Source organism: Stenotrophomonas sp. GD03777 (assembly GCF_029842485.1).
Lineage (GTDB): Bacteria > Pseudomonadota > Gammaproteobacteria > Xanthomonadales > Xanthomonadaceae > Stenotrophomonas > Stenotrophomonas sepilia.
The window spans coordinates 20441-43064 of record NZ_JAOCGL010000024.1 but is presented as its reverse complement, the minus strand read 5'-3'; the positions used below and the strand labels follow the sequence as shown (position 1 = coordinate 43064).

23 protein-coding genes and 1 tRNA gene are annotated in these 22624 nt (G+C 66.3%); 4 read left to right on the top strand and 20 right to left on the bottom strand.

Annotation, left to right across the window (positions count from 1 at the left end; genetic code table 11):
* From N5E02_RS07880 to ffh, 10 genes are all read right to left on the bottom strand, one after another.
* On the bottom strand, positions 1-394 hold a 394-nt coding region (locus N5E02_RS07880; RefSeq protein ID WP_279946151.1), incomplete at its 3' end, for a DUF1801 domain-containing protein.
* A gap of 38 nt (positions 395-432) precedes the next feature.
* Positions 433-867: a DUF1801 domain-containing protein gene (locus tag N5E02_RS07875; RefSeq protein ID WP_262232812.1), complete on the bottom strand. Its 435-nt coding sequence runs from the start codon at positions 865-867 to the stop codon at positions 433-435.
* Between the two features lie 78 nt (positions 868-945).
* The gene (locus N5E02_RS07870) at positions 946-1326 is read right to left on the bottom strand and encodes a DUF6404 family protein (protein ID WP_005415737.1); all 381 of its coding nucleotides are present in this window, start codon (positions 1324-1326) and stop codon (positions 946-948) included.
* A gap of 82 nt (positions 1327-1408) precedes the next feature.
* The gene (gene rplS, locus N5E02_RS07865) at positions 1409-1810 is read right to left on the bottom strand and encodes a 50S ribosomal protein L19 (protein ID WP_005415736.1); all 402 of its coding nucleotides are present in this window, start codon (positions 1808-1810) and stop codon (positions 1409-1411) included.
* A gap of 154 nt (positions 1811-1964) precedes the next feature.
* A complete protein-coding gene (trmD, locus tag N5E02_RS07860) occupies positions 1965-2723 on the bottom strand; it encodes a tRNA (guanosine(37)-N1)-methyltransferase TrmD (protein ID WP_005415735.1) in 759 nt (252 codons plus the stop codon).
* Positions 2724-2731: 8 nt separating this feature from the next.
* Positions 2732-3244, bottom strand: coding sequence for a ribosome maturation factor RimM (gene rimM / locus N5E02_RS07855; RefSeq protein ID WP_005415734.1), 513 nt, complete (start codon positions 3242-3244; stop codon positions 2732-2734).
* A gap of 44 nt (positions 3245-3288) precedes the next feature.
* The gene (gene rpsP / locus N5E02_RS07850) at positions 3289-3549 is read right to left on the bottom strand and encodes a 30S ribosomal protein S16 (RefSeq protein WP_005415733.1); all 261 of its coding nucleotides are present in this window, start codon (positions 3547-3549) and stop codon (positions 3289-3291) included.
* A 99-nt stretch (positions 3550-3648) separates the two neighbouring features.
* The gene (locus N5E02_RS07845; RefSeq protein ID WP_139726835.1) at positions 3649-4461 is read right to left on the bottom strand and encodes an aminotransferase class IV family protein; all 813 of its coding nucleotides are present in this window, start codon (positions 4459-4461) and stop codon (positions 3649-3651) included.
* Complete coding sequence (locus N5E02_RS07840; protein ID WP_061479149.1) at positions 4458-5534, bottom strand: nitronate monooxygenase; 1077 nt, start codon at positions 5532-5534, stop codon at positions 4458-4460. Before N5E02_RS07840 ends, N5E02_RS07845 begins: the two co-directional genes overlap by 4 nt.
* A gap of 148 nt (positions 5535-5682) precedes the next feature.
* On the bottom strand, positions 5683-7059 hold the full coding sequence (gene ffh, locus N5E02_RS07835) for a signal recognition particle protein (RefSeq protein WP_014036403.1): 1377 nt from the start codon (positions 7057-7059) through the stop codon (positions 5683-5685).
* A gap of 122 nt (positions 7060-7181) precedes the next feature.
* On the opposite strand from ffh, the gene ccsA reads away from it, so the two are divergent.
* Positions 7182-7976: a cytochrome c biogenesis protein CcsA gene (ccsA, locus tag N5E02_RS07830; protein ID WP_005415730.1), complete on the top strand. Its 795-nt coding sequence runs from the start codon at positions 7182-7184 to the stop codon at positions 7974-7976.
* Positions 7977-8017: 41 nt separating this feature from the next.
* Here the strand turns inward: ccsA and N5E02_RS07825 are convergent, their stop codons facing one another.
* The 4 genes from N5E02_RS07825 to radA form a co-directional block, all read right to left on the bottom strand.
* Positions 8018-8476 (bottom strand): hypothetical protein, encoded by a 459-nt coding sequence (locus N5E02_RS07825; RefSeq protein ID WP_065178088.1) that lies wholly within the window; start codon positions 8474-8476, stop codon positions 8018-8020.
* A 92-nt stretch (positions 8477-8568) separates the two neighbouring features.
* Complete coding sequence (locus N5E02_RS07820; RefSeq protein WP_279946149.1) at positions 8569-10875, bottom strand: tetratricopeptide repeat protein; 2307 nt, start codon at positions 10873-10875, stop codon at positions 8569-8571.
* 49 nt (positions 10876-10924) lie between these two features.
* Entirely contained in the window at positions 10925-12781 is a 1857-nt protein-coding gene (locus N5E02_RS07815; protein WP_053498505.1) for an ATP-binding protein, read from the bottom strand.
* A gap of 112 nt (positions 12782-12893) precedes the next feature.
* On the bottom strand, positions 12894-14270 hold the full coding sequence (radA, locus tag N5E02_RS07810; RefSeq protein WP_005408586.1) for a DNA repair protein RadA: 1377 nt from the start codon (positions 14268-14270) through the stop codon (positions 12894-12896).
* 150 nt (positions 14271-14420) lie between these two features.
* Here radA and N5E02_RS07805 point away from each other — a divergent pair, with 150 nt between their 5' ends.
* Positions 14421-16478, top strand: coding sequence for a bifunctional diguanylate cyclase/phosphodiesterase (locus tag N5E02_RS07805; protein WP_065185974.1), 2058 nt, complete (start codon positions 14421-14423; stop codon positions 16476-16478).
* Between the two features lie 200 nt (positions 16479-16678).
* Here N5E02_RS07805 and cyoD read toward each other — a convergent pair whose 3' ends face one another.
* Genes cyoD through cyoA form a run of 4 tightly spaced genes read right to left on the bottom strand, consistent with a single transcriptional unit; the run spans position 16679 to position 20695 of the window.
* Positions 16679-17020: a cytochrome o ubiquinol oxidase subunit IV gene (cyoD, locus tag N5E02_RS07800; protein WP_005415725.1), complete on the bottom strand. Its 342-nt coding sequence runs from the start codon at positions 17018-17020 to the stop codon at positions 16679-16681.
* Complete coding sequence (cyoC, locus tag N5E02_RS07795) at positions 17020-17658, bottom strand: cytochrome o ubiquinol oxidase subunit III (RefSeq protein WP_005408583.1); 639 nt, start codon at positions 17656-17658, stop codon at positions 17020-17022. Before cyoC ends, cyoD begins: the two co-directional genes overlap by 1 nt.
* The gene (gene cyoB / locus N5E02_RS07790; protein ID WP_065185975.1) at positions 17655-19652 is read right to left on the bottom strand and encodes a cytochrome o ubiquinol oxidase subunit I; all 1998 of its coding nucleotides are present in this window, start codon (positions 19650-19652) and stop codon (positions 17655-17657) included. Before cyoB ends, cyoC begins: the two co-directional genes overlap by 4 nt.
* A 2-nt stretch (positions 19653-19654) precedes the next feature.
* Positions 19655-20695, bottom strand: a complete 1041-nt coding sequence (gene cyoA, locus N5E02_RS07785; protein ID WP_005415723.1) for a ubiquinol oxidase subunit II — start codon at positions 20693-20695, stop codon at positions 19655-19657.
* A 353-nt stretch (positions 20696-21048) separates the two neighbouring features.
* Here cyoA and N5E02_RS07780 point away from each other — a divergent pair, with 353 nt between their 5' ends.
* Positions 21049-21684, top strand: coding sequence for a GyrI-like domain-containing protein (locus tag N5E02_RS07780; RefSeq protein WP_139726833.1), 636 nt, complete (start codon positions 21049-21051; stop codon positions 21682-21684).
* Positions 21685-21697: 13 nt separating this feature from the next.
* Positions 21698-22030, top strand: coding sequence for a hypothetical protein (locus N5E02_RS07775; RefSeq protein WP_139726832.1), 333 nt, complete (start codon positions 21698-21700; stop codon positions 22028-22030).
* 63 nt (positions 22031-22093) lie between these two features.
* On the opposite strand, the gene N5E02_RS07770 is transcribed toward N5E02_RS07775, so the two are convergent.
* Both N5E02_RS07770 and N5E02_RS07765 read right to left on the bottom strand, forming a co-directional pair.
* Positions 22094-22169: transfer RNA gene (locus tag N5E02_RS07770), tRNA-Thr, on the bottom strand.
* Between the two features lie 85 nt (positions 22170-22254).
* On the bottom strand, positions 22255-22581 hold the full coding sequence (locus N5E02_RS07765) for a hypothetical protein (RefSeq protein ID WP_139726831.1): 327 nt from the start codon (positions 22579-22581) through the stop codon (positions 22255-22257).
* Positions 22582-22624: the final 43 nt, after the last annotated feature.

The following is a 22624-nucleotide window of genomic DNA, read 5'->3' as shown; positions in this document are numbered from 1 at the left end:
TCGCCGCGTTGAGCGTCGCCGCCGCGCGCAGCAGCGCCTTGAACGCAGCGGCATCCGGCATCGCGCCTTCATGGATGTCGATCGCACGCCGCGTGTTGCCGTCCAGGCTTGCGTTGAACAGCCCCTTTGGATCGGCCAGCGCCGCACCGTTGGCGAAGGTCAGCTTCACTGCCTGCTTGTAGGTCTCGCCGGTGCACAGGATGCCGTTGTGCTCCCACACCGGTGTACCCCGCCATTTCCAGGTTTCCTGCACGTCGGGCAGCGCTTCATGGATCAACGCACGCACGCGTGCCAGTGTTTCACCGCGCCAGTCTGCCAACTCGGCGATGCGTGCATCGATCAACTCGGTGGCCGGTGTTCCGGCATCGGCCGGGTTGGGGGCATGCGTGGCCATCAGGAGCTCTCGTCGGGAAAGGAATGAGAAGGTCGGGGTTACATGCGCTCGCCGGGCAACGCGGCGGCCTGGCGCACCCAGTCGAGGAACTGTGCCTCATCCAGCAGGCCGTCCTGCGGGATGTGCAGGTAACGCGTATCGGCGCTCCTGGACGGCTCGGGCGGCACTGGCGCTAGTGCCGCGCCACGGAAGAACGCCACCTTGATGTAGCGGGTGAAGCAATGGAAGCTGAGAAACCACCCTTCGCCCGGCGCAACCACATACATCGGCGAGTTCCACTTCACCGCCTTGTGCACCCCAGGTACGGCCTGCTCGATCAATGCATCCAGTCGCGCGCCGATCGGACGTTTCCAGTCCGGCATGGCGGCGATGTATGCCTGCACCGGCGCATCGCCCTCGCCCTTGGCGATCTGCGGGTTGCCACCGGACAGCAGCGTGGGCGCAGTGGAAGGTGCGGTTCGCTTGGCAGGCATCGCACGCTATGTCCATCGGGATGAAGCTGCAGCCTAGCGCGGGCCCGCCCGGTGGTCACGGCGCAGTGCGCCATCGGCTCAGCCCGCCTGCCGTGCGCGGAACCGGCGCCAGTCCGGCAGCTTGCGGTGGCAGCGCAGCGAGCGCATCAGCGCTGCCATCACGATACCGAACAGCACGCCAGCCGACAGGCCGGCCACCAGCAACAGCGCCAGCGGGCGCTCGCTGCCCTGCCACAGCATCAGCCACATCAGCGCGGTCCAGAACAGCCCGAACAACAGGCCCTGCACCAGCGCATTGGTACCAAAACCAGCCAGGATTGGTGGTGGCAGCGCGATGCCCACGCGCCACAGCAGGCGGTGCAGCAGCGGCGCCGACTGCACGCGCGCCAGCCCCTTGCCGTCGAGGAAGCGCAGTGCCGACTGGATCACGGCGGGATAGCGCGGGTTGATGTCGCTCATCAGCTGATCGTGGCCGATGCGATGCCGGAAACGCAAACGGCCACCCGAAGGTGGCCGTCGCGGCAACAACCGAAGTTGTTTATCAGGCCTTGTCGGCCAGACGGGCAGCCTTGGCGGCAGCAGCGGCAGCCAGGTCTTCCTTGATGCGGGCAGCCTTGCCTTCCAGGCCACGCAGGTAGTACAGCTTGCCGGCGCGGACCTTACCACGACGCTTCACTTCGACCGAGTCGATGATGGCGCTGTGGGTCTGGAAAACGCGCTCGACGCCGTAGCCGTGCGAGATCTTGCGCACGGTGAACGAGGAGTTCAGGCCGGCGTTCTTGGTGGCGATGACGACGCCTTCGTAGGCCTGCACGCGCTCGCGGCTGCCTTCCTTCACCTTCACGTTGACGACAACGGTGTCGCCCTGGCTGAACTTCGGCAGTTCGCGGGTGATCTGGGCGGATTCGAATTCCGCGACGATGGACTTGTTCAGCTTGCTCATGGGTTACACCGATTCTTGTTCGGGTGGGCGTGTCGTATCGACAACGTGGGCTCATGCAGTCACCGGACTGTGCTGCACGTTTGTTTTGGGTACTGCGCGCGCCAACCGGGGCTGGCGGGAATTGGCCATGATAGCCGATAAAGCCAGCCCTGCGCTAGGGGCTGGCCTTCTGGTTCCGGGCTTGGCGGCCCTGCTCCAGCAGTTTGCGGTCGGCCTTGCCCAGTGCCTGTTCATCCAGCAGGTCCGGGCGCCGCTGGGCGGTCCGGAGCAGCGACTGCTGGCGGCGCCAGGCGGCGATGGCCGCGTGGTTGCCCGAGCGCAGCACCTCCGGCACGTCCCCCAGCGGGTGCTGGGCCGGCTGGCTGTAATGCGGGCAGTCGAGCAGGCCGAGGTCGCCCTCGAAGCTGTCCTGCGCCGCCGACTCCGCATCGTTCAGGGCACCGTCCTGCAGGCGGGCCACGGCGTCGATGATCACCGCCGCGCCCAGCTCGCCCCCGGACAGCACGTAGTCGCCGAGGGAGATTTCCTCGTCGACATTGGCCTCCAGGAAACGCTCGTCGATGCCCTCGTAGCGGCCACAGAGCAGGACCATGCGCGGCAGCGCCGCCAGTTCCCGCACCTTGGCCTGGGTCAACGGCGCGCCCTGCGGACTGAGGTAGATCACCCGCGCCGGGGTGGGATCGGCCTCTCGGATCGCCTGCAGGCAGGCCTGCAGCGGCTCGATCAGCATCACCATGCCCGGGCCACCACCGAACGGACGGTCGTCCACCCGGCGGTAGTTGCCTTCGGCGTAATCACGGGGGTTCCAGCCATGCAGGCTGAACAGTCCCTTCTCCTGCGCGCGCCCGACCACGCCCAGTCCAGCGGACTGGGCGAGGAACTCGGGAAACAGGGTGATGACGTCGAAACGCATGCTCACACTCAGAACTCGGGATCCCAGTCGACCACGATCAGGTTGGCCTCGAAATCGACCGATTTGACGAAGTCCGGCTGCACGAACGGAATCATCCGCTCGCGGTCACCCCGGACCACAACCACGTCATTGGCGCCGGTGCTGAACAGGTGCGAGACCTGGCCCAGGGCGACGCCCTCGGTGGTCTTCACATCCAGGCCTTCCAGGTCCACCCAGTAATACTCATCGGGCTTCGGCGGCGGCAAGGCACTGCGGGCCACGTAGATCTCGGTGCCGCGCATCGCTTCGACCACATCGCGATCCTCGACCCCGGGGAAACGGGCCACCAGGTGCTTGCCGCTGTCGCGGCCGCGCACACCTTCAACCGTGGTTTCCACGCCGGATGGGCTGCGCACGATCCACGGCTGGTAACGAAAAATGGCGGAACGTGGCTCGGTCCAGGACTCGAGCTTGATCTCGCCGCGCACACCAAAAGCGCCGACAACCCTGCCCAGCAGGATGCGGCGCTCGATATCTTTCATCTGCTTCAACCAAGAGGGCCACGCCGAAGCGTGGCCCGTCAGGATCAGGCCGCAGCGGCCTGGGACTTGGTCGCTTCCTTGATCAGGTTGCGGACCTTGTCGGTCGGCTGGGCGCCGTTCTTGACCCAATGGTCAACGCGGGCCAGGTCCAGCTCGATGCGCTTCTCGGCGCCCTGGGCGACCGGGTTGTAGAAGCCAACGCGCTCGATGTTGCGGCCGTCGCGCGCGCTGCGCACGTCGGTGACGATGATGTGGTAGAACGGACGCTTCTTGGCGCCGCCGCGGGTCAGTCGAATCTTGACCATGGTGTTTTTCCTATTGCCCAGTCGCCAGGATGGCGAGGTAAGCGGGCGATTATAGCGGCAGAGCCCGGCCGAGCCAACCCCGGGGATGAACTCCCGGGGTCAGATCCCTTTTGCGGCGCAAAAGGGATCTGACCCCAATTTGTCCCAAGCCACCGCCGCCAGCGCCGCCCTGCCCTGTTCAGCCAGTGCCTGCGAGCCGGGCAGGACATGCCCGTCAATGGCCTCCAGCGCCCACAGACCACTGGCGTTGCAGGCAAAAGCGGCTTTCACGCCAGCCATATCCGCCAGCCGCAATGGCTGCGTGGCCTGCGCCCGCGGCCAATGCTGCTTCAGCAGCGCCTCGGCGGTCCCGCGCAGGGCCGGCGCCTGCGGCCAGAGCAGCCGTTCACCATCGTGCACGGCCAGGTTCCAGGTGCTGCCTTCACTCATTTCGCCATCGACGGTCACGAACAGCACATCGTCGAATCCTTCCGCCATCGCCGCGCGGCGCTCGGCGAACAGGCCGAAGGTGCCCACATGTTTGATCTGCGGCAGTTCACGCTGCCAGGCCACGCTGCGCACTCGCTTGGCGACGGTCAGCGTCACCGGCGCTGACACCGCCACCAGCACGTCCACCGGCACCGCCGCCAGCGGATTGCGGAAATCGAAGCGGCGCGAGTACACCGTCACCCGCAACGAGGCATCGGCCTGCCCTGACTGCTGCAATGCCTGCGCCATCCACGCCTGCACCTGCACCGTGTCCAGTTCGCTGCCGAACAGTTCGCGCGTAGCCTGTGACAGCCGCGCCAGATGCAGGTCCAGCCCCTGCACTGCACCACCACGCACCTGCAGCGAGGTGAAGTGGCCGTAATTCACCAGCGCCGGCAGGAGATCCTCCACCTGCGCCGCCCGGCCGTTGCAGCTCACCATCATGGCAGCAGTGCCTGCGCCTGTTCCCACATGCCGCGCAGCACGTCGGCGGCCGGCTGCGCCGGCGCCATCCACGCCGACTGCCCGGCCCAGGCCTGCATCGCCGCCAGACGATTTTCCTGTGCCGCCTGCCTGCGCATCGGGGCGGTCAGGCCGCGCTGCACCGGGTATGGACGCGGCGCGGGGGCGCCTTCTGCAGCAGCGGCGCGCACATAGGGCGTCGCCAGGCCACGGCCCAGGCGACCACTGAAGGCGCGGGTCGGCCAGGTATCTTCCGGTTCGCTGGCGGCCAGCCCATCGGCCCACGCCGAAGCGATCGCCGCTTCCGGCGTGCGCAGGAAGGCGGTGCCGATCTGCACCGCACTGGCGCCCAAGGTGAGTGCGGCAGCGATGCCACGGCCATCGGCGATGCCGCCGGCGGCAATCACCGGAATCTGCAGCTGATCGGCCAGGCGCGGCAGCAGCGCAAACAGTCCCACCAGCTGGCGCTCGGCCATCGCCGGATCAAAGGAACCACGATGGCCGCCGGCCTCCGCGCCCTGCGCCACCACCGCGTCGGCGCCGGCGTCCTGTGCCGCGCGCGCTTCGGACAAGGTGGTGGCACAGGCGATCCAGGCGATGCCGGCGTCCTTCAACTGCTGCACGTGGCGCGGCAACAGCACGCCCATGATGGTCGAGGCCACCGCAGGACGCGCCGCCAGCAGTGCGGCGAACTGTTCTTCGAAGTCGGCCGGCGTGGCGTCGGCGGCGCTGGCCGGCACCTCCGGGCCCCATTGCGCGAGGAAGGCACGGCTGGCGGCCTCGGCGGCAACGTCACGGGCAGGTACAGGGTCCGGCATCCACAGGTTCACCTGCGCCGGACCGCTGGAGGCTGCGCGGAAGTCATCCATCCAGCGACCGATATCGGCCGAAGAGGACAACACCGCGCCCATTGCGCCCATGCTGCCGGCGTTGGCCAGCGCAGCCGACAACGGTACCGGGCAGGCACCGGCCATCGGTGCCAGCAGGATCGGAACGGAAACGCCAAAGCGCCGGCAGAACGCCTCGGCGCGGGAAGCTACAGCGGAACTCTGCATGACGGCCCATCGTTTCGGACAGGCCCCCATGGTGCGCGCAGGACAGGGGAAGAGTCGAGCCTGCTGCCCGACGGCCTGCTGCGGCGCTTGTGCGCCGCCGCCCGAGCGTGGGCCCGGGCGCTACATCAGATTGCGGACGGGGCCGTCATCAACGGAACGGCATGCCGCGGCCGCCCATGGCGCCCATCATGCCCTTCATGCTGCGCAACATGCCCTTCATGCCACCGCCGGCCATCTTGCTCATCATCTTTTCCATCTGCATGTACTGCTTCATCAGCTTGTTGACGTCGGCCGGCGTCACGCCCGAGCCCTTGGCGATGCGCGCGCGGCGCGAGCCGTTGAGCAGGTTCGGATTGCGCCGTTCCTTCTTGGTCATCGAGCCGATGATAGCGATCATGCGCGGCACTTCCTTGCCCTGGCTGACCTGCTGCTTCAGATGGTCGGGGATGTTGCCCAGGCCCGGCAGCTTGTCCATCAGGCCGCCGATGCCGCCCATGTTCTGCATCTGCTCGAGCTGGTCACGCATGTCGTTCAGGTCGAATTTCTTGCCCTTGGCGACCTTCTCGGCCAGCTTGGCGGCCTTGTCCTTGTCGACCTGCTGCTCGACCTGCTCGACCAGCGACAGCACGTCGCCCATGTCAAGGATGCGGCTGGCGATACGGTCCGGGTGGAACACGTCCAGGCCTTCCGGCTTTTCACTGACACCGACGAACTTGATCGGCTTGCCGGTGATGTAGCGCACGCTCAGCGCGGCGCCGCCGCGGGCGTCACCGTCGGTCTTGGTCAGTACCACGCCGGTCAGCGGCAGGGCATCGCCGAAGGCCTTGGCGGTGTTGGCCGCGTCCTGGCCGGTCATGGCGTCGACCACGAACAGCGTTTCGGCCGGATTCACCGCAGCGTGCAGGGCCTTGATCTCGGCCATCATCGCTTCGTCGATGGCCAGGCGGCCGGCGGTATCGACCAGCAGCACGTCGACGAACGACTTGCGTGCATCGTCGATGGCTGCGCGGACGATGGCTTCCGGCTTCTGGTCGGCACTGGACGGGAAGAACAGCACGCCCACCTGCTCGGCCAGGGTTTTCAGCTGCTCGATCGCGGCCGGACGGTAGACGTCGGCCGAGACCACCATCACCTTCTTCTTGCGCTTTTCCTTCAGGTGCTTGGCCAGCTTGCCCACGGTGGTGGTCTTGCCGGCGCCCTGCAGGCCCGCCATCAGGATGATGGCCGGAGCGGGCACATTGAGGTTCAGGTCGCTGGCTTCAGCGCCCATCACCGCAGTCAGCTCGTCGCGCACGACCTTGATCAGCGCCTGGCCCGGGGTCAGCGACTTCAGCACTTCCTGGCCGACCGCGCGCACCTTGATGCGCTCGATCAGCGCCTGCACCACCGGCAGCGCAACGTCGGCCTCGAGCAGCGCGATGCGCACTTCGCGGGTTGCCTCGCGGATGTTCTCCTCGGTCAGGCGGCCGCGGCCACGCAGGCGCTCGATGGTGCCGGAAAGGCGCTGGGTCAGGGACTCGAACATGCGGCGCAACCTGTCTGAAAGCGGGGGACAATAAGGCAGACAGTATAACGGGTCTGGCTGTCTCCCCGGACTGCGGCCACGGGGCCGTCGCCAGCATCACGGGGGTATGCGAAACTGCAACGATGACAATCGTTCTCATCGCCGTCCTGCTCTACCTGGCTGCCAGTGCCCTGCTGGTGCGCGCGCTTGGCCGCGATGAGACGACCGGCTCCCCCATCTGGCTGTGGCCGGCCCTGCCCGCCATGCTGCTGCACGGCGGCTACCACGTGATGGTGGCGATGCGCACCAACGGCGGGCCGGACATGCACTTCTTCGCCGCACTGTCGCTGGTCGGCCTGGGCATGGCCTGGCTGACTTCGCTGGTCGGCGCGCGCGGGCGGATGTCGGCGTTGGGCGTGGTGGTGTTCCCGCTGGCCGCCGTGCTGCTGCTGGCCTACCACGGTTACGGCCACGAACCGAGCAAGGTGCTGGGCTGGCGCCTGGCCAGCCACGCCTGGCTGGCCCTGCTGGCCTACGCCACGCTGAGCATCGCCGCGCTGCTGGCGATCATGCTGTGGCTGCAGGAACGCGCCCTGCGCCGCCGCGAGTTCCGGCCTTGGCTGCGCGCGCTGCCGCCGCTGGCCGACCTGGAATCACTGCTATTCCGGGTGATCACCGTCGGCTTCGCGCTGCTGACCCTCACCCTGGTCACCGGGGTGCTGTTCGTCGACGACCTGCTGGCGCAGAAGCTGGTGCACAAGACCGTGCTGAGCGTGCTGTCGTGGATCGTGTTCGGCGTGCTGCTGATCGGCCGCCGGCGCTACGGCTGGCGCGGCATGAAGGCGGTGCACTGGACGCTGGCGGCGATGCTGTTGCTGCTGCTGGCCTTCTTCGGCAGCCAGTTCGTGATCGAACTGGTGTTCGGGCATTCGCGATAGGCGGTGTGCCGACCAACGGTCGGCACCCACCGGCGCTACCGTCAAGGCTGGGCCAGGATCTTCCGCACCGAACGACCACTGTTGGTGACGATGTCATCAACCTGCCAGCATCCCTGCCCGTGGCGCACCATCGGCAGGCGGGTCAGGTAGGCCTTCTTCCACACCGAATAGCGCATCTCGACCTGGCCGGCGGAGACCGAAGCCTCCTTCCAGCTGTAGCGCACCGGGGTTTCGATGTCACCGTCCTGCGCATCCAGCCACGGATCCGAATCGATGGTGCAGATGCCCTCTTCGCGCTGCTGGCAGGCGCGCTCTCCACGCAGTGCCTTGCCGAAGGCAGGGCTGACCAGCGCCGGGGGTGGCTCCAGCAGATCACCATCGCCCGTCGTTGCCTCGTAGAAGGCGCGGGCCACCGCCTCTGGTTCCTGGCAGGCGGGTGACGCCTGCACGGCAGGGGCCAGCAGCAGCCCGGCGATCATCAACATCCCTGTCTTTCGCATGTATTTTTCCCTGAGGTAGTGCCGGCCGCTGGCCGACAATACAGGATCTCCCGGTGCTGCCGGCCAGCGGCCGGCACTACCCGATATCCGGCCTACAACCCGTAACGCTCGATCACGTCCAGATGCGGCTGGCGATCCTGGTCACAGGCTTCAGCCAGGCGCAGCCAGCAATGCGGATGAGGCCACGTCGCGGTGTGCTGCTGCAGGAAGCGGTGCAGTGCCAGCGGTGCGTGGTCCTGCGGCTGGGCCACGGTGAACAGCAGGCCGGGCAGCGTACCCTCTTCCACATCGGGGTCGGTGACGGTGTAGTCCGGCCGGCTGTGTGACCACACCTTCCAGCCCTGTGCTTCGGCCGCCTCGACGAAGGCATTCCAGGCATCTTCGCCCGGGTGCGCGCCATCGATCATCCAGCTGCGGGCGAAGCCGCCGCGCTCCAGCACATGCACCTGCGCATAGGTCGGGATGAAATGCTCGCGTGCTTCCTCCTCCTCTGGTGCCGGATGCACCAGCGCGGCATCGAACACCACCCAGTCGCCCACCTGCTGGGCGCGGTTGGACGGCGCGTTCTCGACGATGCGCGCGGTCACCGGACCGCTGCGACGGGCGTAGTACTCCATCGGTTCGCCGTTTTCTTCGCTGCGGATGATCACCCAGCCCCACGGCTCCTCTACCACGCCATCCTGGCTGGACAATTCCATGCCAAGCGCCGCCGCCGAGCGGCGCACCGCGTCCCAGTCGCGCGCGGCGCTGGCTGCGCTCATGTGGTCCCAATGCGCGGCATTGGGCTCGTCCAGCAGCTCCACCAGCTGTGCATAACAGGCCTGGGCCTCGCTGAAACGGCCGGTTTCCATGTACATGCGCGCCAGCGTGCCGCGCGCGCCGTGCGAGCCCGGAGACAGCTCCAGAAGCGATCGGGCCGCCTGCTCCAGCGCCGGCCAGTCGGACACGCGGCGTGCACGCTGCACCTCGCACCAGTGCGCGAACACGGGCACGCTGCCGCGATAGAGATCGGCCAGCTGGTGCAGTCCGTCGTCGTCGCCCTGTTCGGCCAGCCAGCGCATCAGCGTGTAGGCCGCGGGGCCATCGTGCTGCACATGGCCGCGTACGAACCGCCACAGCAGCGACCGCGCCTCGGCCTGCGCGCCGCAGGCATTCAGTGCCGAGGCGGCCATGTCGGCCAGCGCCTCGTCATCGGGCAGCTCGGCATGCGCCTGCAGCAACCACTGCGCTTCGCGCTCGGGATCGCGCGACTGGTTCTGTTCGCCCTGCGCGTCCAGCCATGCCAGCAGCTCGCCCGCCGGCACCGGCAGCGGCGCGACGTCCGGCAATGCCTCGATGCGCGCGGCCAGGCCGGCCACCAGCGCCGCAGCACCCCGATCCTGGCGCAGCTGCGCCAGATGGGTGCGGGCCAGTTCCAGCTGCCGCAGTGCGACCCAGCGCGCGCCACGCTGCAGGGCGAGTTCCAGGCTCAACGCCGCGACTTCGATCAGCAGGCGGTGCGAACCGACCCGTGCGAAGTGCTCGATGATGGTGTTGAAGCGCGTGCCCAGATCCCACGTATTTCGCGCGGGATCACGCTGGCACAGGGCTGCGGCGGTGTTTGCCCACAGCCGCCAGTAGTTCGGGGTCAGCTCGCTCCACGGCACCAGCTGCTGCAGCGCCTCTTCGTCGCGGCCCAGCTGGGCCAGCGCCCAGGCCTTGGACAAGCGACGCGGCACCGTGCAGTTGGCCGGCTCGTACTCTCCGGACGCGGCAACTTCGGCCTCCCGTTTTTCGATCAGCGCCAGTGCCTCATCGGTACGGCCCATGCCCAGCAGGATCTTGATCTGCATCTCCGGGAAGCTGTCGAACACTTCCTTGCCACAGGCTTCCACGGCATCGGCCTGCACCTGCAGGTAATCCAGCGCCGCCTGGCCACGGCCATCATCGAGCAGCGCATCGGCCTTCTCGCAGCTCAGGCACTGGAAACAGGCCCAGCTCGGATCGATGCGGCCAAGGGTTTCGTCGCAGACCTCGATGCGCTCGGGCACCCAGCCCGGGCCGTCGATGTTGCCATAGCAGGCGGCCAGGTCCTGGGTCACGCAGATCGACTGCGGGCATTCCAGGGTGTCCTCGCGGTGCGCGCGCTCGAACAGCGCTACGGCTTCGCCGAGTGCGCTCTCGCCTTCCACGCGGTTGCCGACGCGGTTGCGCAGCGCCCAGTGGCCGACATAGACGTCAACCCACGGGTTGTCCAGTGCCTTGCCCAGGGCGCGTGCTTCGGGCAGCAGCGCATCGACGCGGTCGATCTGCAGTTCACTGACCTCGTCGGCGAGACGGTTCAGCAGGTGCGCGTTCTGCGCCTGGCCGGCCTGGCGCAGGTCACCCTGCAGCTTTTCGACCCAGTTCCAGATGTCCATGGGGATAATTGCTCCTGTCTAGCGAAGGCTGGATGAGAGGGTGCGGTGCTCAGCGCAGCATCTGCTGCAGGGCACCGGCGATATCGGTGAAGGCACCATTGAGATCCGGGCCCGGCGTAGCGGTCGCGCGTGCCAGCGGGCGGCCCTGCGCGGCGACGATGACTTTCAGCGAGCGCAGCAGGCGCGCCGCAGCCTCGGCCTGTGGGTGGCCCTCGCGCTGGGCGCGCAGCAGTGCCTGCACCGCCGGGTTGTCGAGATTGAGATACAGCCGCGACGGTGCGCGCGATTCGATGCGCGCGGTGAACTGGCGCGCCAGGCGCAGCGCGGCCATCGAGACGCGCTTGTCGTTCTCGTCGTCTTCCAGCCGCTGCTTCAGCTCGGCCTCGCGGTCGGGCACCACCACCACCGGCAGCGCCTCCGGACTGAAACGCGCGGGCAGCAGCTGCTCGCCGTCGCCCAGTTGTTCGCGCAGCCACGCCAGCTGCGCCTCGTCGAGGCTGTCATCACTGCGGAACAGTGCGCGGTTGCCCTGCTCGGTGCCGAGCTCGACCAGGCGCAGGCCCTTGGCCTGGGCCCAGCGCCGCAGGAACGGCACCACCGCGTAGCGATGGCCATGCGCGACTGGTACGCCCATCGCGCGGAACAGCATCTCTTCAAAGCCGCCGCCGTTGTCGAGGATGACATGCACGGCACCGCGCGCCGGCAGCGCACTGGCCGGCAGGTCGCCCTGCGAGGTCGGTACCCGCACATGCTCCATCAGCAGTTCGAACAGGCGCTCATCGCACAGTGCCGCACCCAGCAGGGCCTCGTTGTGGCGGGTCAGCACGCGCCGCCAGGCTTCCGGTTGCTGCTTCGCAACGTCGGCCAGGCCGTCGATCAGCGCCTCCAGCAGTGCATGCTGCACCGCGCGGTACTGGTCATCGCGCTGCAGGTCTTCGCGGCTGGCGGTGGGCGTCAACCGCGAGGATTCGATCACTCCGCCGATGAATCCGGCCCACGGCGGCAACAGGTCGCGCGCGTCGTCATCCAGCAGCATCCCACGCACGAACACCGACAGGTTGCGGTTGTCGCTGGTGCCATAGGTGGCGCCATCCTGCACCCACAGCAGGCCAGTGGCATCGCTGTTGCCATCGGCGCGCAGCGGCACGGTGACGATCGGTTCGAAATCGTGCTCGAACCGCGCGGCGAACTGCAGCGCCTGCCGGCGCGCCTGCACCGGATGCACGGCGACATCCCCCTGGCCGCGCCACGGCGGCGGCTCGGGATTGAGCGCCTCGCCCGCAGCACCGATGAAGATCGGCTCGGACAGCAACGCGCAGTAGCGGCCCAGCACCTCATGCAGGCGCGCCTCGTTGGCCAGCGGCAGGAAGTCCGGATGCAGCTCCAGCTCCACCTCGGTGCCGACCGCGCGTGCAGGCACTTCGCTGACGGTGTATTGCTCGGCGTTGCTGGACACGTACAGATGGCCCAGATCCGGCGCCTGGTACGAGGTGGTTCGCACACTGACCCGGCGCGCCAGCACGAAGGCCGACAGGAAGCCGAGGCCGAACATGCCGATCAGCCCTTCATCGTCCTCACCGCCCTGGCGCAGGCCACGGGTGTAGCCGACGCCGACGGTGGCCAGGTAATCGTGGATCTCCTGGCGGGTCAGGCCGGCCCCAGTATCGGTGATGCGCAGCACGCCGGCACCGGCATCAACCTGCACCGAAATGCGCGAAGGCACGTCAACACCGGGCTGCTCGATGCGGCGGCGGATGATCGAGTCATGCGCGTTCTGCACCAGCTCACGCAGCGCCACCACCGGGGTGGAATACAGGTGCTTGCCCAGCACCGTCATCAATCCATTGAGATCGACCCCGGCGCGACGGATCTCGGCGTTGGGGGCGGTGAGTGCGGTGTCCTGCATGTAATCGTTTACTCCTGGGCACGGAAAGACGCCAGAGGGCGTCTTCGTCGAGCGGGAAAAACTAGCACAAGGAAGCTGACCGTTGCCGTGATTGACGTTTGTAGAGCCGGCCTCACGCCGCGTCGATGGCCTCGGACAGGCGTTCCACCGCGATCACCTCCATGCCTTTCACCGAACCGCCCTTGGGCGCATTGGCCTTGGGCACGATGGCGCGCTTGAAACCATGGGTGGCGGCCTCGCGCAGGCGGTCTTCGCCATTGGGCACCGGGCGGATCTCGCCGGACAGGCCCACTTCACCGAAGGCGATGGTCTTCTCCGCCAGCGGCCGATCCTGCAGCGACGACAACACCGCCAGCAGCACCGGCAGATCGGCGGCAGTCTCCTGCACGCGGATGCCACCGACCACATTGACGAACACGTCCTGGTCGCCGACCAGTACGCCGCCATGGCGATGCAGCACCGCCAGCAGCATCGCCAGGCGGTTCTGCTCCAGGCCGACCGCGACACGGCGCGGGTTCGACAGCGGCGATGCATCGACCAGCGCCTGTACCTCCACCAGCAGCGGCCGCGTGCCCTCGCGGGTGACCATCACGCAGCTGCCCGGCTGGTGGGTGCTGCCGCCGGAGAGGAAGATCGCCGAAGGGTTGGAGACCTCCTTCAGGCCCTTGTCGCCCATCGCGAACACACCCAGCTCGTTGACCGCACCGAAGCGGTTCTTGAACGCGCGCAACAGGCGGAAGCGGCTGCCGCTCTCGCCCTCGAAGTACAGCACCGCGTCGACCATGTGTTCCAGCACGCGCGGGCCGGCGATGCCACCCTCCTTGGTCACGTGGCCGACCAGGAACACGGCAGTGCCGGTCTCCTTGGCGAACCGCACCAGCCGCGCCGCACTCTCGCGCACCTGGCTGACCGAACCCGGCGCAGCGGTCAGGCTCTCGGTCCACAGGGTCTGCACCGAATCGGCCACGATCAGCCGCGGCCCAGCCCTGGAGGCATGCTGCAGGATCGACTCGACCCCGGTCTCGGCCAGCGCGTTGACCCCGTCCAGTGGCAGCTCCAGGCGGTGCGCGCGGCCGGCCACCTGGGCCAGCGACTCTTCACCGGTGACGTACAGCACCGGCAGTTCGGCCGCCATCTTCGCCACCGCCTGCAGCAGCAGCGTCGACTTGCCGATACCCGGGTCGCCGCCCACCAGCACCACCGCGCCTTCGACCAGGCCACCACCCAGCACGCGGTCGAACTCGCCGATGCCAGTGGAGACCCGGCGATGCTCGGTCTGCTCCACGTCCTTCAGCGCGGTGATCTTCGGCGGATCGATCTTGCCGGCCCAGCCCGCCCGCCGCGACGCTGGTGCCTTGGCCGCCGCCGCGCTCTCCAGCACGATTTCAGACAGCGAGTTCCAGGCGTTGCACTCCGTGCACTGGCCCTGCCATTTGCTGAATTCGGCGCCGCATTCATTGCAGACGTAGGCGGTGCGGGCTTTGGCCATCGGATGATTTCCAGCAACGGGAACAGGCGTGGCAGGATAGCCGAGCCCGGTCGCAGCTGCTGCGACCGCTCAAGTCCTGCCCACCCGCGCCGATAGGGGTCGCGGGCGTGCGCCTTGCGGGCGCCCCCTTCCTCCCCCACTGGATTCAACATGACTGGCAGTTACAGTCAGAGCCTGGTCATCATTTCCCTGCTGGTGGCCATTCTTGCTTCGTACACGGCGCTGGACATGGCCGGGCGCCTGGCCACCGCCGAGGGCCGCGTGGCCCGCTGGTGGCTGGCGGGGGGGGCGGCGGCGATGGGCCTGGGCATCTGGTCGATGCACTTCATCGGCATGCTTGCCTTCGATTTGCCGATCCCGCTGGGCTACGACCTCGGCATCACCCTGTACTCGCTGGCGGTCTCGATCGGCGCCTCCGCCTATGCGCTGTGGCTGGTGTCGCGCCCCACCCTGCCGTGGCGCCGGCTGTTGGCCGGGGCCGTGCTGATGGGCCTGGGCATCGCAGCCATGCACTACCTGGGCATGGCTGCGATGCGCATGCAGCCCGGCATCGACTACCACCCGGGCTGGTTTGCCGCCTCCATCGCGGTGGCCATCGGTGCCGCTGGCGCCGCACTGTGGATCGCCTTCCGCCTGCGCGCCGAGCAGCGCCACACCCTGCTCCTGCGCGTGCTCGCATCGCTGGTGATGGGCCTGGCCATCGTCGGCATGCATTACACCGGCATGGCGGCGGCGCGCTTCCCCGAAGGCAGCATCTGTGGCGCCTTCGGCAGTGGCGGCATCGACACGCGCTGGCTGGCCGTGCTGGTGATCGTCACCACCGTGGCCACGCTGGGCATCGCCCTCGTGGCCTCGCTGTTCGACCGGCAGATGCGCGTGCGCACCGGGCTGCTGGCCGATTCGCTGGCGCACGCCAACGACAAGCTGATCCAGGCGGCACTGCATGATCCCTTGACCCAGCTGCCCAACCGCATGCTGCTGCAGGACCGCATCGAGCAGGCCATCGAGAAGGCGCGGCGCCGCAATCATGCGGTGGCGGTGATGTTCTGCGACCTGGATGGTTTCAAGGCGGTCAATGATGCCTATGGCCACCAGCTTGGCGACCGCCTGCTGGTGGCGGTGGCGCAGCGCATCGGCGGCCTGCTGCGCCCGCAGGACACGTTCGCCCGCCTCGGCGGCGACGAGTTCGTGATCGTGCTGGCCATCGATATTCCCGACGATGCGGTAGTGGTGGCCGAGCGCATCATTGCCGCCGCCGGTGAGCCGTTCACGCTGGATGCGGCCGAACTGCAGGTCAGCGCCAGCCTGGGCATCGCCCTGTATCCGGATGACGCCAGCAACGAGCGCGAGCTGATGGCGCACGCCGATGCGGCGATGTACCACACCAAGGAGACCGGGCGGAACGGCTACACCTTCTTCACCCCCTCGATGCAGCTCAGTGCCAATCGCCAGCTGCGCCTGCTGCAGGACCTGCGCAAGGCCATCGCCCGCAACGAACTGATCCTGCATTACCAGCCCAAATTTCCGGCCGCGGGCGCACCGGCCACCGGGGCCGAGGCGCTGCTGCGCTGGCAGCACCCGGAGTTGGGGCTGCTGGCACCGGATGTCTTCATTCCGATCGCCGAACGCAGCGGCCTTATCCTGCCGATCGGTGACTGGGTACTGGACCGGGCCTGCGCGCAACTGCGGGCATGGCACGATGCCGGGCATGCGGAATGGACCATGGCAGTGAATCTCTCGCCGTTGCAGTTTGCCTCGCCGGCACTGCTGGACAGCGTGCGCGAGGTGCTGGAGCGGCACCGGATCGAACCGGCACGGCTGACCCTGGAGATCACTGAAACCACGGCGATGAAGGACGTCGATGCCAGCTTGGCGATCCTCAGCGACCTGACCGCAATGGGCGTGCACATCGCCATCGATGATTTCGGTACCGGCTATTCCAGCCTGCTCTACCTCAAGCGGATGCCAGCCACCGAACTGAAGATCGACCGTGCGTTCGTGCACGACCTGGAAGGAAATGACGAGGACGCCGCCATTGTCTCGTCGATCATCGCGCTGGGCCGCACCCTGCAGCTGCAGGTGGTGGCCGAGGGCGTGGAGACCCAGGCGCAGCGCGAGTACCTGAGCGAGCTCGGCTGCGACCAACTGCAGGGCTACCATCTGGGCCGGCCGATGGAGGCCGAAGAGTTCCTGCGCCGGGTGGGGTGAGGCCCCGGTTTCGGGGTCAGAGCCCTTGCCGCAGGCATGGGCTCTGACCCCATCCACGCAACTCCATCCACGCATGGCGTGGATCTACCCGGCCCCCGGGGTCAGAGCCCTGCCCTGCGGACAGGGATCCGACCCCATCCATCCGCCAACAGAAAGGCCGCCCGAGGGCGGCCTTTCTGTGTGGCAACGTCGCGAGGACGTCAGTGCATCATGTGCACGTTCATGTTGTGCATGACCCACAGGGTGCCGATCACGATGATGCCGATCACCACGACGGTGAAGGCCGCAGCGTTGACGTTCCAGCGACTTTCCGAAGAGCGATCCAGGTGCAGGAAGAACACCAGGTGGACCAGCATCTGCAGCACCGCGGTGACTGCGATCACCACACCGTTGACGGTGCGCGAGAAATCGCCCGACATCACCATCCAGAACGGGATGACGGTCAGCACCACCGCCAGCACGAAGCCGATCAGGTACGACTTCACGCTGCCGTGGCTTTCGCCGCCGGTGCCGTGGTCGTGTGCATGGTTGTCATGTGCCATTACAGCGCTCCATTGAGGTAGACGACGGAGAACACGCCGATCCAGATCAGGTCCAGGAAGTGCCAGAACAGGCTCAGGCACGCCATGCGGGTCTTGTTGGTCGGGGTCAGGCCGTACTTCTTCAGCTGCACGAACATCACCAGCAGCCACAGCAGGCCGGCGCTGACGTGCAGACCGTGGGTACCGACCAGGGCGAAGAACGCCGACAGGAAGGCACTGCGGTCCGGACCGTAGCCCTGATGGATCAGGTGCTGGAACTCCCACACTTCCATGCACATGAAGCCGAAGCCCAGCAGCCAGGTGATGCCCAGCCACAGGTACATCTGGCCCATCTGCTTGCGGTGCATGGCAATCATGCCCAGGCCGAAGGTCAGCGACGAGGTCAGCAGCAGCGCGGTTTCCCACGCCACGAACGGCAGCTCGAACAGGTCCTTCGCGGTGGGACCACCATCGGTACCGCCCGCCAGCACCACGTAGGTGGCGAACAGCGAGGCGAAGATGAGGCAGTCGCTCATCAGGTACACCCAGAAACCGAAGACGGTGTTGCCGCCGGTATCGTGGTGCTCGTGGTCGTCATGGCCATGGGCCGCCGCGTGCGCGGCGTGCCCGTGGCTCAGGGTCGAGGTATTGGTGCTCATGCCTTCAGCTCCGACTTCACCAGGCCCTGGGCTTCCAGGTGCTTGCGGTGTTCGTTCTCGATGCGTTCCACCTCGGCGGCCGGGACCCAGTAGTCCACGTCCTGGTCGAAGGTGCGGTAGATGAACGTGGCGATCATGCCGACGAAGCCGACGATGGCCAGCCACCAGATGTGCCAGATCATCGCGAAGCCGAACACCAGGCTGAAGGCACCGATGACAACGCCCGTGCCGGTGTTGCGCGGCATGTGGATGTCGGTGTACTTGGCCGGCTTCGGCCAGGCTTCACCCCGCTGCTTGCGCTCCCAGAAATCGTCCAGCTCGGTGACGTCCGGCAGGGTCGCGAAGTTGTAGAAGGCCGGCGGCGAAGAGGTTTCCCACTCCAGCGTACGAGCATCCCACGGATCGCCGGTCAGGTCGACGGTCTTCTTGCGGTCGCGGATCGACACGGCCACCTGGATGATCTGGCACAGGATGCCGGCGCCGACGATGAACGCGCCGCAGGCGGCAACCAGCAGCAACGGCTCGTAGGCCGGGTTCACCGTGCTCTGCAGGCGACGGGTCATGCCCATGAAGCCCAGCACGTACATCGGCATGAAGGTCACGTAGAAGCCGATGAACCAGCACCAGAACGCGCACTTGCCCCAGAACTCATTGAGGCGGAAGCCGAACATCTTCGGCCACCAGTAGGTGATGCCGGCGAACATGCCGAACACCACGCCGCCGATGATGACGTTGTGGAAGTGGGCGATCAGGAACAGGCTGTTGTGCAGCACGAAGTCGATGGCCGGGATCGCCAGCATCACGCCGGTCATGCCGCCGATGACGAAGGTGACCATGAAGCCGATGGTCCACAGCACCGGGGTGGTGAAGTGCACACGGCCGCGGAACATGGTGAACAGCCAGTTGAAGATCTTCACGCCGGTCGGGATCGAGATGATCATCGTCGTGATGCCAAAGAAGGCATTGACGTTGGCACCCGAGCCCATGGTGAAGAAGTGGTGCAGCCACACGATGAACGACAGCACGCCGATGCAGGCGGTGGCGTAGACCATGCCCTTGTAGCCGAACAGCGCCTTGCGCGAGAAGGTCGCGATGACCTCGGAGAACACACCGAACGCCGGCAGGACCAGGATGTACACCTCCGGGTGACCCCAGATCCAGATCAGGTTGATGTACAGCATGGCGTTGCCGCCACCATCATTGGTGAAGAAGTGCGTACCCAGGTAACGGTCCAGGGTCAGCAGCACCAGGGTGATGGTCAGCACCGGGAACGCGGCCACGATCAGCACGTTGGTCACCAGGGCGGTCCAGGTGAACACCGGCATCTGCATCAGCTTCATGCTCGGGGTGCGCATCTTGAGGATGGTGATGAAGAAGTTGATACCACTGAGCGTGGTACCCAAACCCGCCACCTGTAGACCCCAGATGTAATAGTCCATGCCGACGCTTGGACTGTATTCGATGCCCGACAACGGCGGGAACGCCAGCCAGCCGGTGGCAGCGAACTCACCGATCCACAGCGACAGCATGATCAGCACCGCGCCCGCCACGAACAGCCAGAAGCTGAGCGAGTTGACGAACGGGAACGCAACGTCACGCGCACCGATCTGCAGCGGCACGGCCAGGTTCATCAGGCCGGTGATCAGCGGCATCGCCACGAAGAAGATCATGATCACGCCGTGGGCGGTGAAGATCTGGTCGTAGTGGTGCGGCGGCAGGTAACCCTCGGAACCACCGACGGCGATGGCCTGCTGGGTACGCATCATGATGGCGTCGGAGAAACCGCGCAGCAGCATGACGAAGGCGACGATGAGGTACATCACGCCGATCTTCTTGTGATCCACCGAAGTGAACCACTCCTTCCACAGATAGCCCCACAGCTTGAACTTGGTGATCAGGGCGACGACGCCCAGGCCACCAAGAACCGCGCCGACCAGGGTGGTCAGCACGATCGGATCGTGGGGGATCGACTCAAGAGAGAGTTTTCCCAACATGTTCATTCTCCCGAACCCGCGTGGCCGGCATGGCCTGCGTGTTCGTGTTCGGTGGCATCCAGGTTTTCACCCGATTCCTTGGAATCATGCGCGTCACTCGGGGCGTGGCCCTCGTGCGCTTCATGGGTGGCGGCATCGGCAGCGGCGGCACCGGCATGCGAGTGCTTCATGCCGTAATGCTTGTTGTCGCCCATGTGCTTGGCGATGACCCAGTCGAACAGGCCTTCTTCGGTCTTGCCGAAGTAAGTGACCGGATACCACTCGGCGTTGCGTGCTTCACCCAGGGCCTTGAACGAGGCCTTGTCCAGGGTCTGCTCGCCGGCGCGGACCTGGTCCAGCCACTGGCGGTACTCGGCATCGGTGACCGAGTAGGCGGTGAAGTGCATCTTGGCGAAGCCCGCGCCGCTGTAGTGCGAGGACATGCCCGGGAATTCACCGGTCTCGTTGGCGATCAGGTGGAGCTTGGTCTCCATCGCAGCCATCGAGTAGATCATGCTGCCCAGGTGCGGGATGAAGAAGGCATTCATCACCGAATCGGACGTGATCTTGAAGTTCAGCGGGGTGTTGACCGGGAACTTGATTTCGTTGACGACCGCCACCTTCTCTTCCGGATAGATGAACAGCCATTTCCAGTCCAGCGAGATCGCCTCGATGGTGACCGGCTTGACGTCCGAATCCAGCGGACGATACGGGTCCAGTGCGTGCGACGAACGCCAGGTCAGGACCGCCAGCACCAGCACGATCATGCAGGGAATGGACCACACCACCACCTCGATCGCCGTCGAGTGGGACCACTTCGGCTCGTAACGGGCCTTGGTGTTGGAGGCGCGATACTTCCACGCGAACGTCAGGGTCATGATGATGACCGGGATGACGACCAGCAGCATGAGCACGGTGGCCGTGATCAGCAGGGTCTTCTCATCCTGGCCGATCTGGCCCTTCGGACTGAGGATGGCCACGGCATCGCAGCCGGTGAGCATCACCAGCAACGACAGCAGCAGGCCCGGGCGCAACCAGCGCCCAAGGGTTTTCAACGGAATCATCGGTCGATCCAATTGCGAGGGAATGCCGTTCCCCGTCCCTGCCTGTTCCGGCCAAAGCCGGTCCCACCGGTCCGGAAGACAGGCAGGGAGGTGGGGTCGAGTCAGCCTTTCAATTTTAGGCCGTCACCCACCATTTAAGAAAGGCATTGACATTGATCGAGCGCAGGAAAGGCCCGATTCTGGCTGCGACACGTTGTCGCACCGCGCGGGCGCGGCCAGCAGGACGCCTGCGGGCGGCATCCTGGCATCAGCTGCTGGCAGGTGGTCCGCCCTCGTTCGGCAAAGTCACCTGAACCTGTTCAGGCGTGCTGGCGGGTGCCTGGCGTGGGATGCTCGGCGCAGGAGGAAGGCCCGTGGACAAGATCGACTTCAGGAAGCGCGACGGGGCGCTCTATCAACCGCCCGCCGGCAGGTTCGTACGCGTGGATGTACCGCCCATTCCCTACGTGATGGTCGATGGTCGCGGCGACCCGAACACGGCCCCCGCCTACCTGCAGGCCGTCCAGTGGCTGTATTCGGTGAGCTATGCACTGAAGTTCGCGCTGAAGGCCGAAGGGCGCGACTACGTGGTGCCACCGCTGGAGGCGCTGTGGAGTGCCGAGGACCCGGCCAGCTTCCTCGCGCGGCGCAAGGATGAGTGGGCCTGGACCGTAATGATCCGCACGCCCGAGGGCATCGGCCCTGCACAGTGGCAGGCCGCGATCAGCAAGGCGCGCGCGAAGCTGGGAGAGGCGCCGCCCAGCCTCCGCCATGAAGTCCTTGCCGAGGGCCCCAGCCTGCAGACCTTGCACGTGGGCGCCTACGACGACGAGGGACCCGTCCTGGCGCAGCTGCATGACGAAGTGATGCCCGCACTGGGATACACCTTTGCCGGCCCCCATCATGAGATCTACCTGAGCGACCCGCGCAGGACCGACGCAGCGCGGTTGAAAACCGTGCTGCGGCAGCCGGTGCGACCGATCGGGACTGATGAGGACTCGCACACGTGACACAGGGAATCCCATGCGCCTGATCAGCCGACTGCTGCACTGGACCACCCTGCCCGCCGGGCGCCGCCTGATGGCCATGCTGGGTGCCGCGCTGGTGATCGTGCTGGCCTGCAATCCGGATCTGCTGCCGTTGTTGCCGGTCGTGGATGCGCTGGGGCTGGACGTGCTGATGCTGTTGCTGGGTGCGCAGGTGGTGGCGGTCCTGCCTTGGGTGCGGGAGCGGGCCGCGCGCGGAACCAGAGTGCTCGCACGCCTGCTGATCGCCGCATCGGCGGGAGCAGCAGGTGGTTATCTCCGGCAGCTGGCGTGGTGGCTGGCGCGGGACGCGGTGATGGCAGGCCGTTGATGGAATCCCGCTGCTAGACGCCCAAACAAAAGCCCCGACCTGAGCCGGGGCTTTTCATGCAACTGGTGCCGGAAACAGGAGTCGAACCTGCGACCTACGCATTACGAATGCGCCGCTCTACCAACTGAGCTATTCCGGCCTAGCTGGGCATTGTAGGACTACAAGCAACATGCGGTCAATGGCTGCGCATCTACCCTCTTCATGGGCCAACAAGCCGCTACCAGCTACTGATAGTGGCTTTCACGGATGACCTTGGAACATCGCTGGTCGAGATCAACATGAAATGACTTCAGTCCACCTTCTGGCAGCAGAACCCTGTCATGGACGTGCTGGACTGAGAAGCCAATATCTGCGGTGCCGGAAGACTCCTCCGCAATGCGATACATCTCCCGTCTCCATCCCCTCGTCTCTTGAACGTAAGTCTCGATTGTTGTCACGCATCGTTCTAGCCCTTCCCACCCCTTCTCGCCTCGGGACTCCTCCGCTGCACAGCCGCCCGCCATCAGCAATGGAAACAGCAGCTCAACTTTCAAGGTGACTAAGCGTTTCATCTGCGCCCCTCAATGATAGGTATGAAAACGCACACCCCTCATG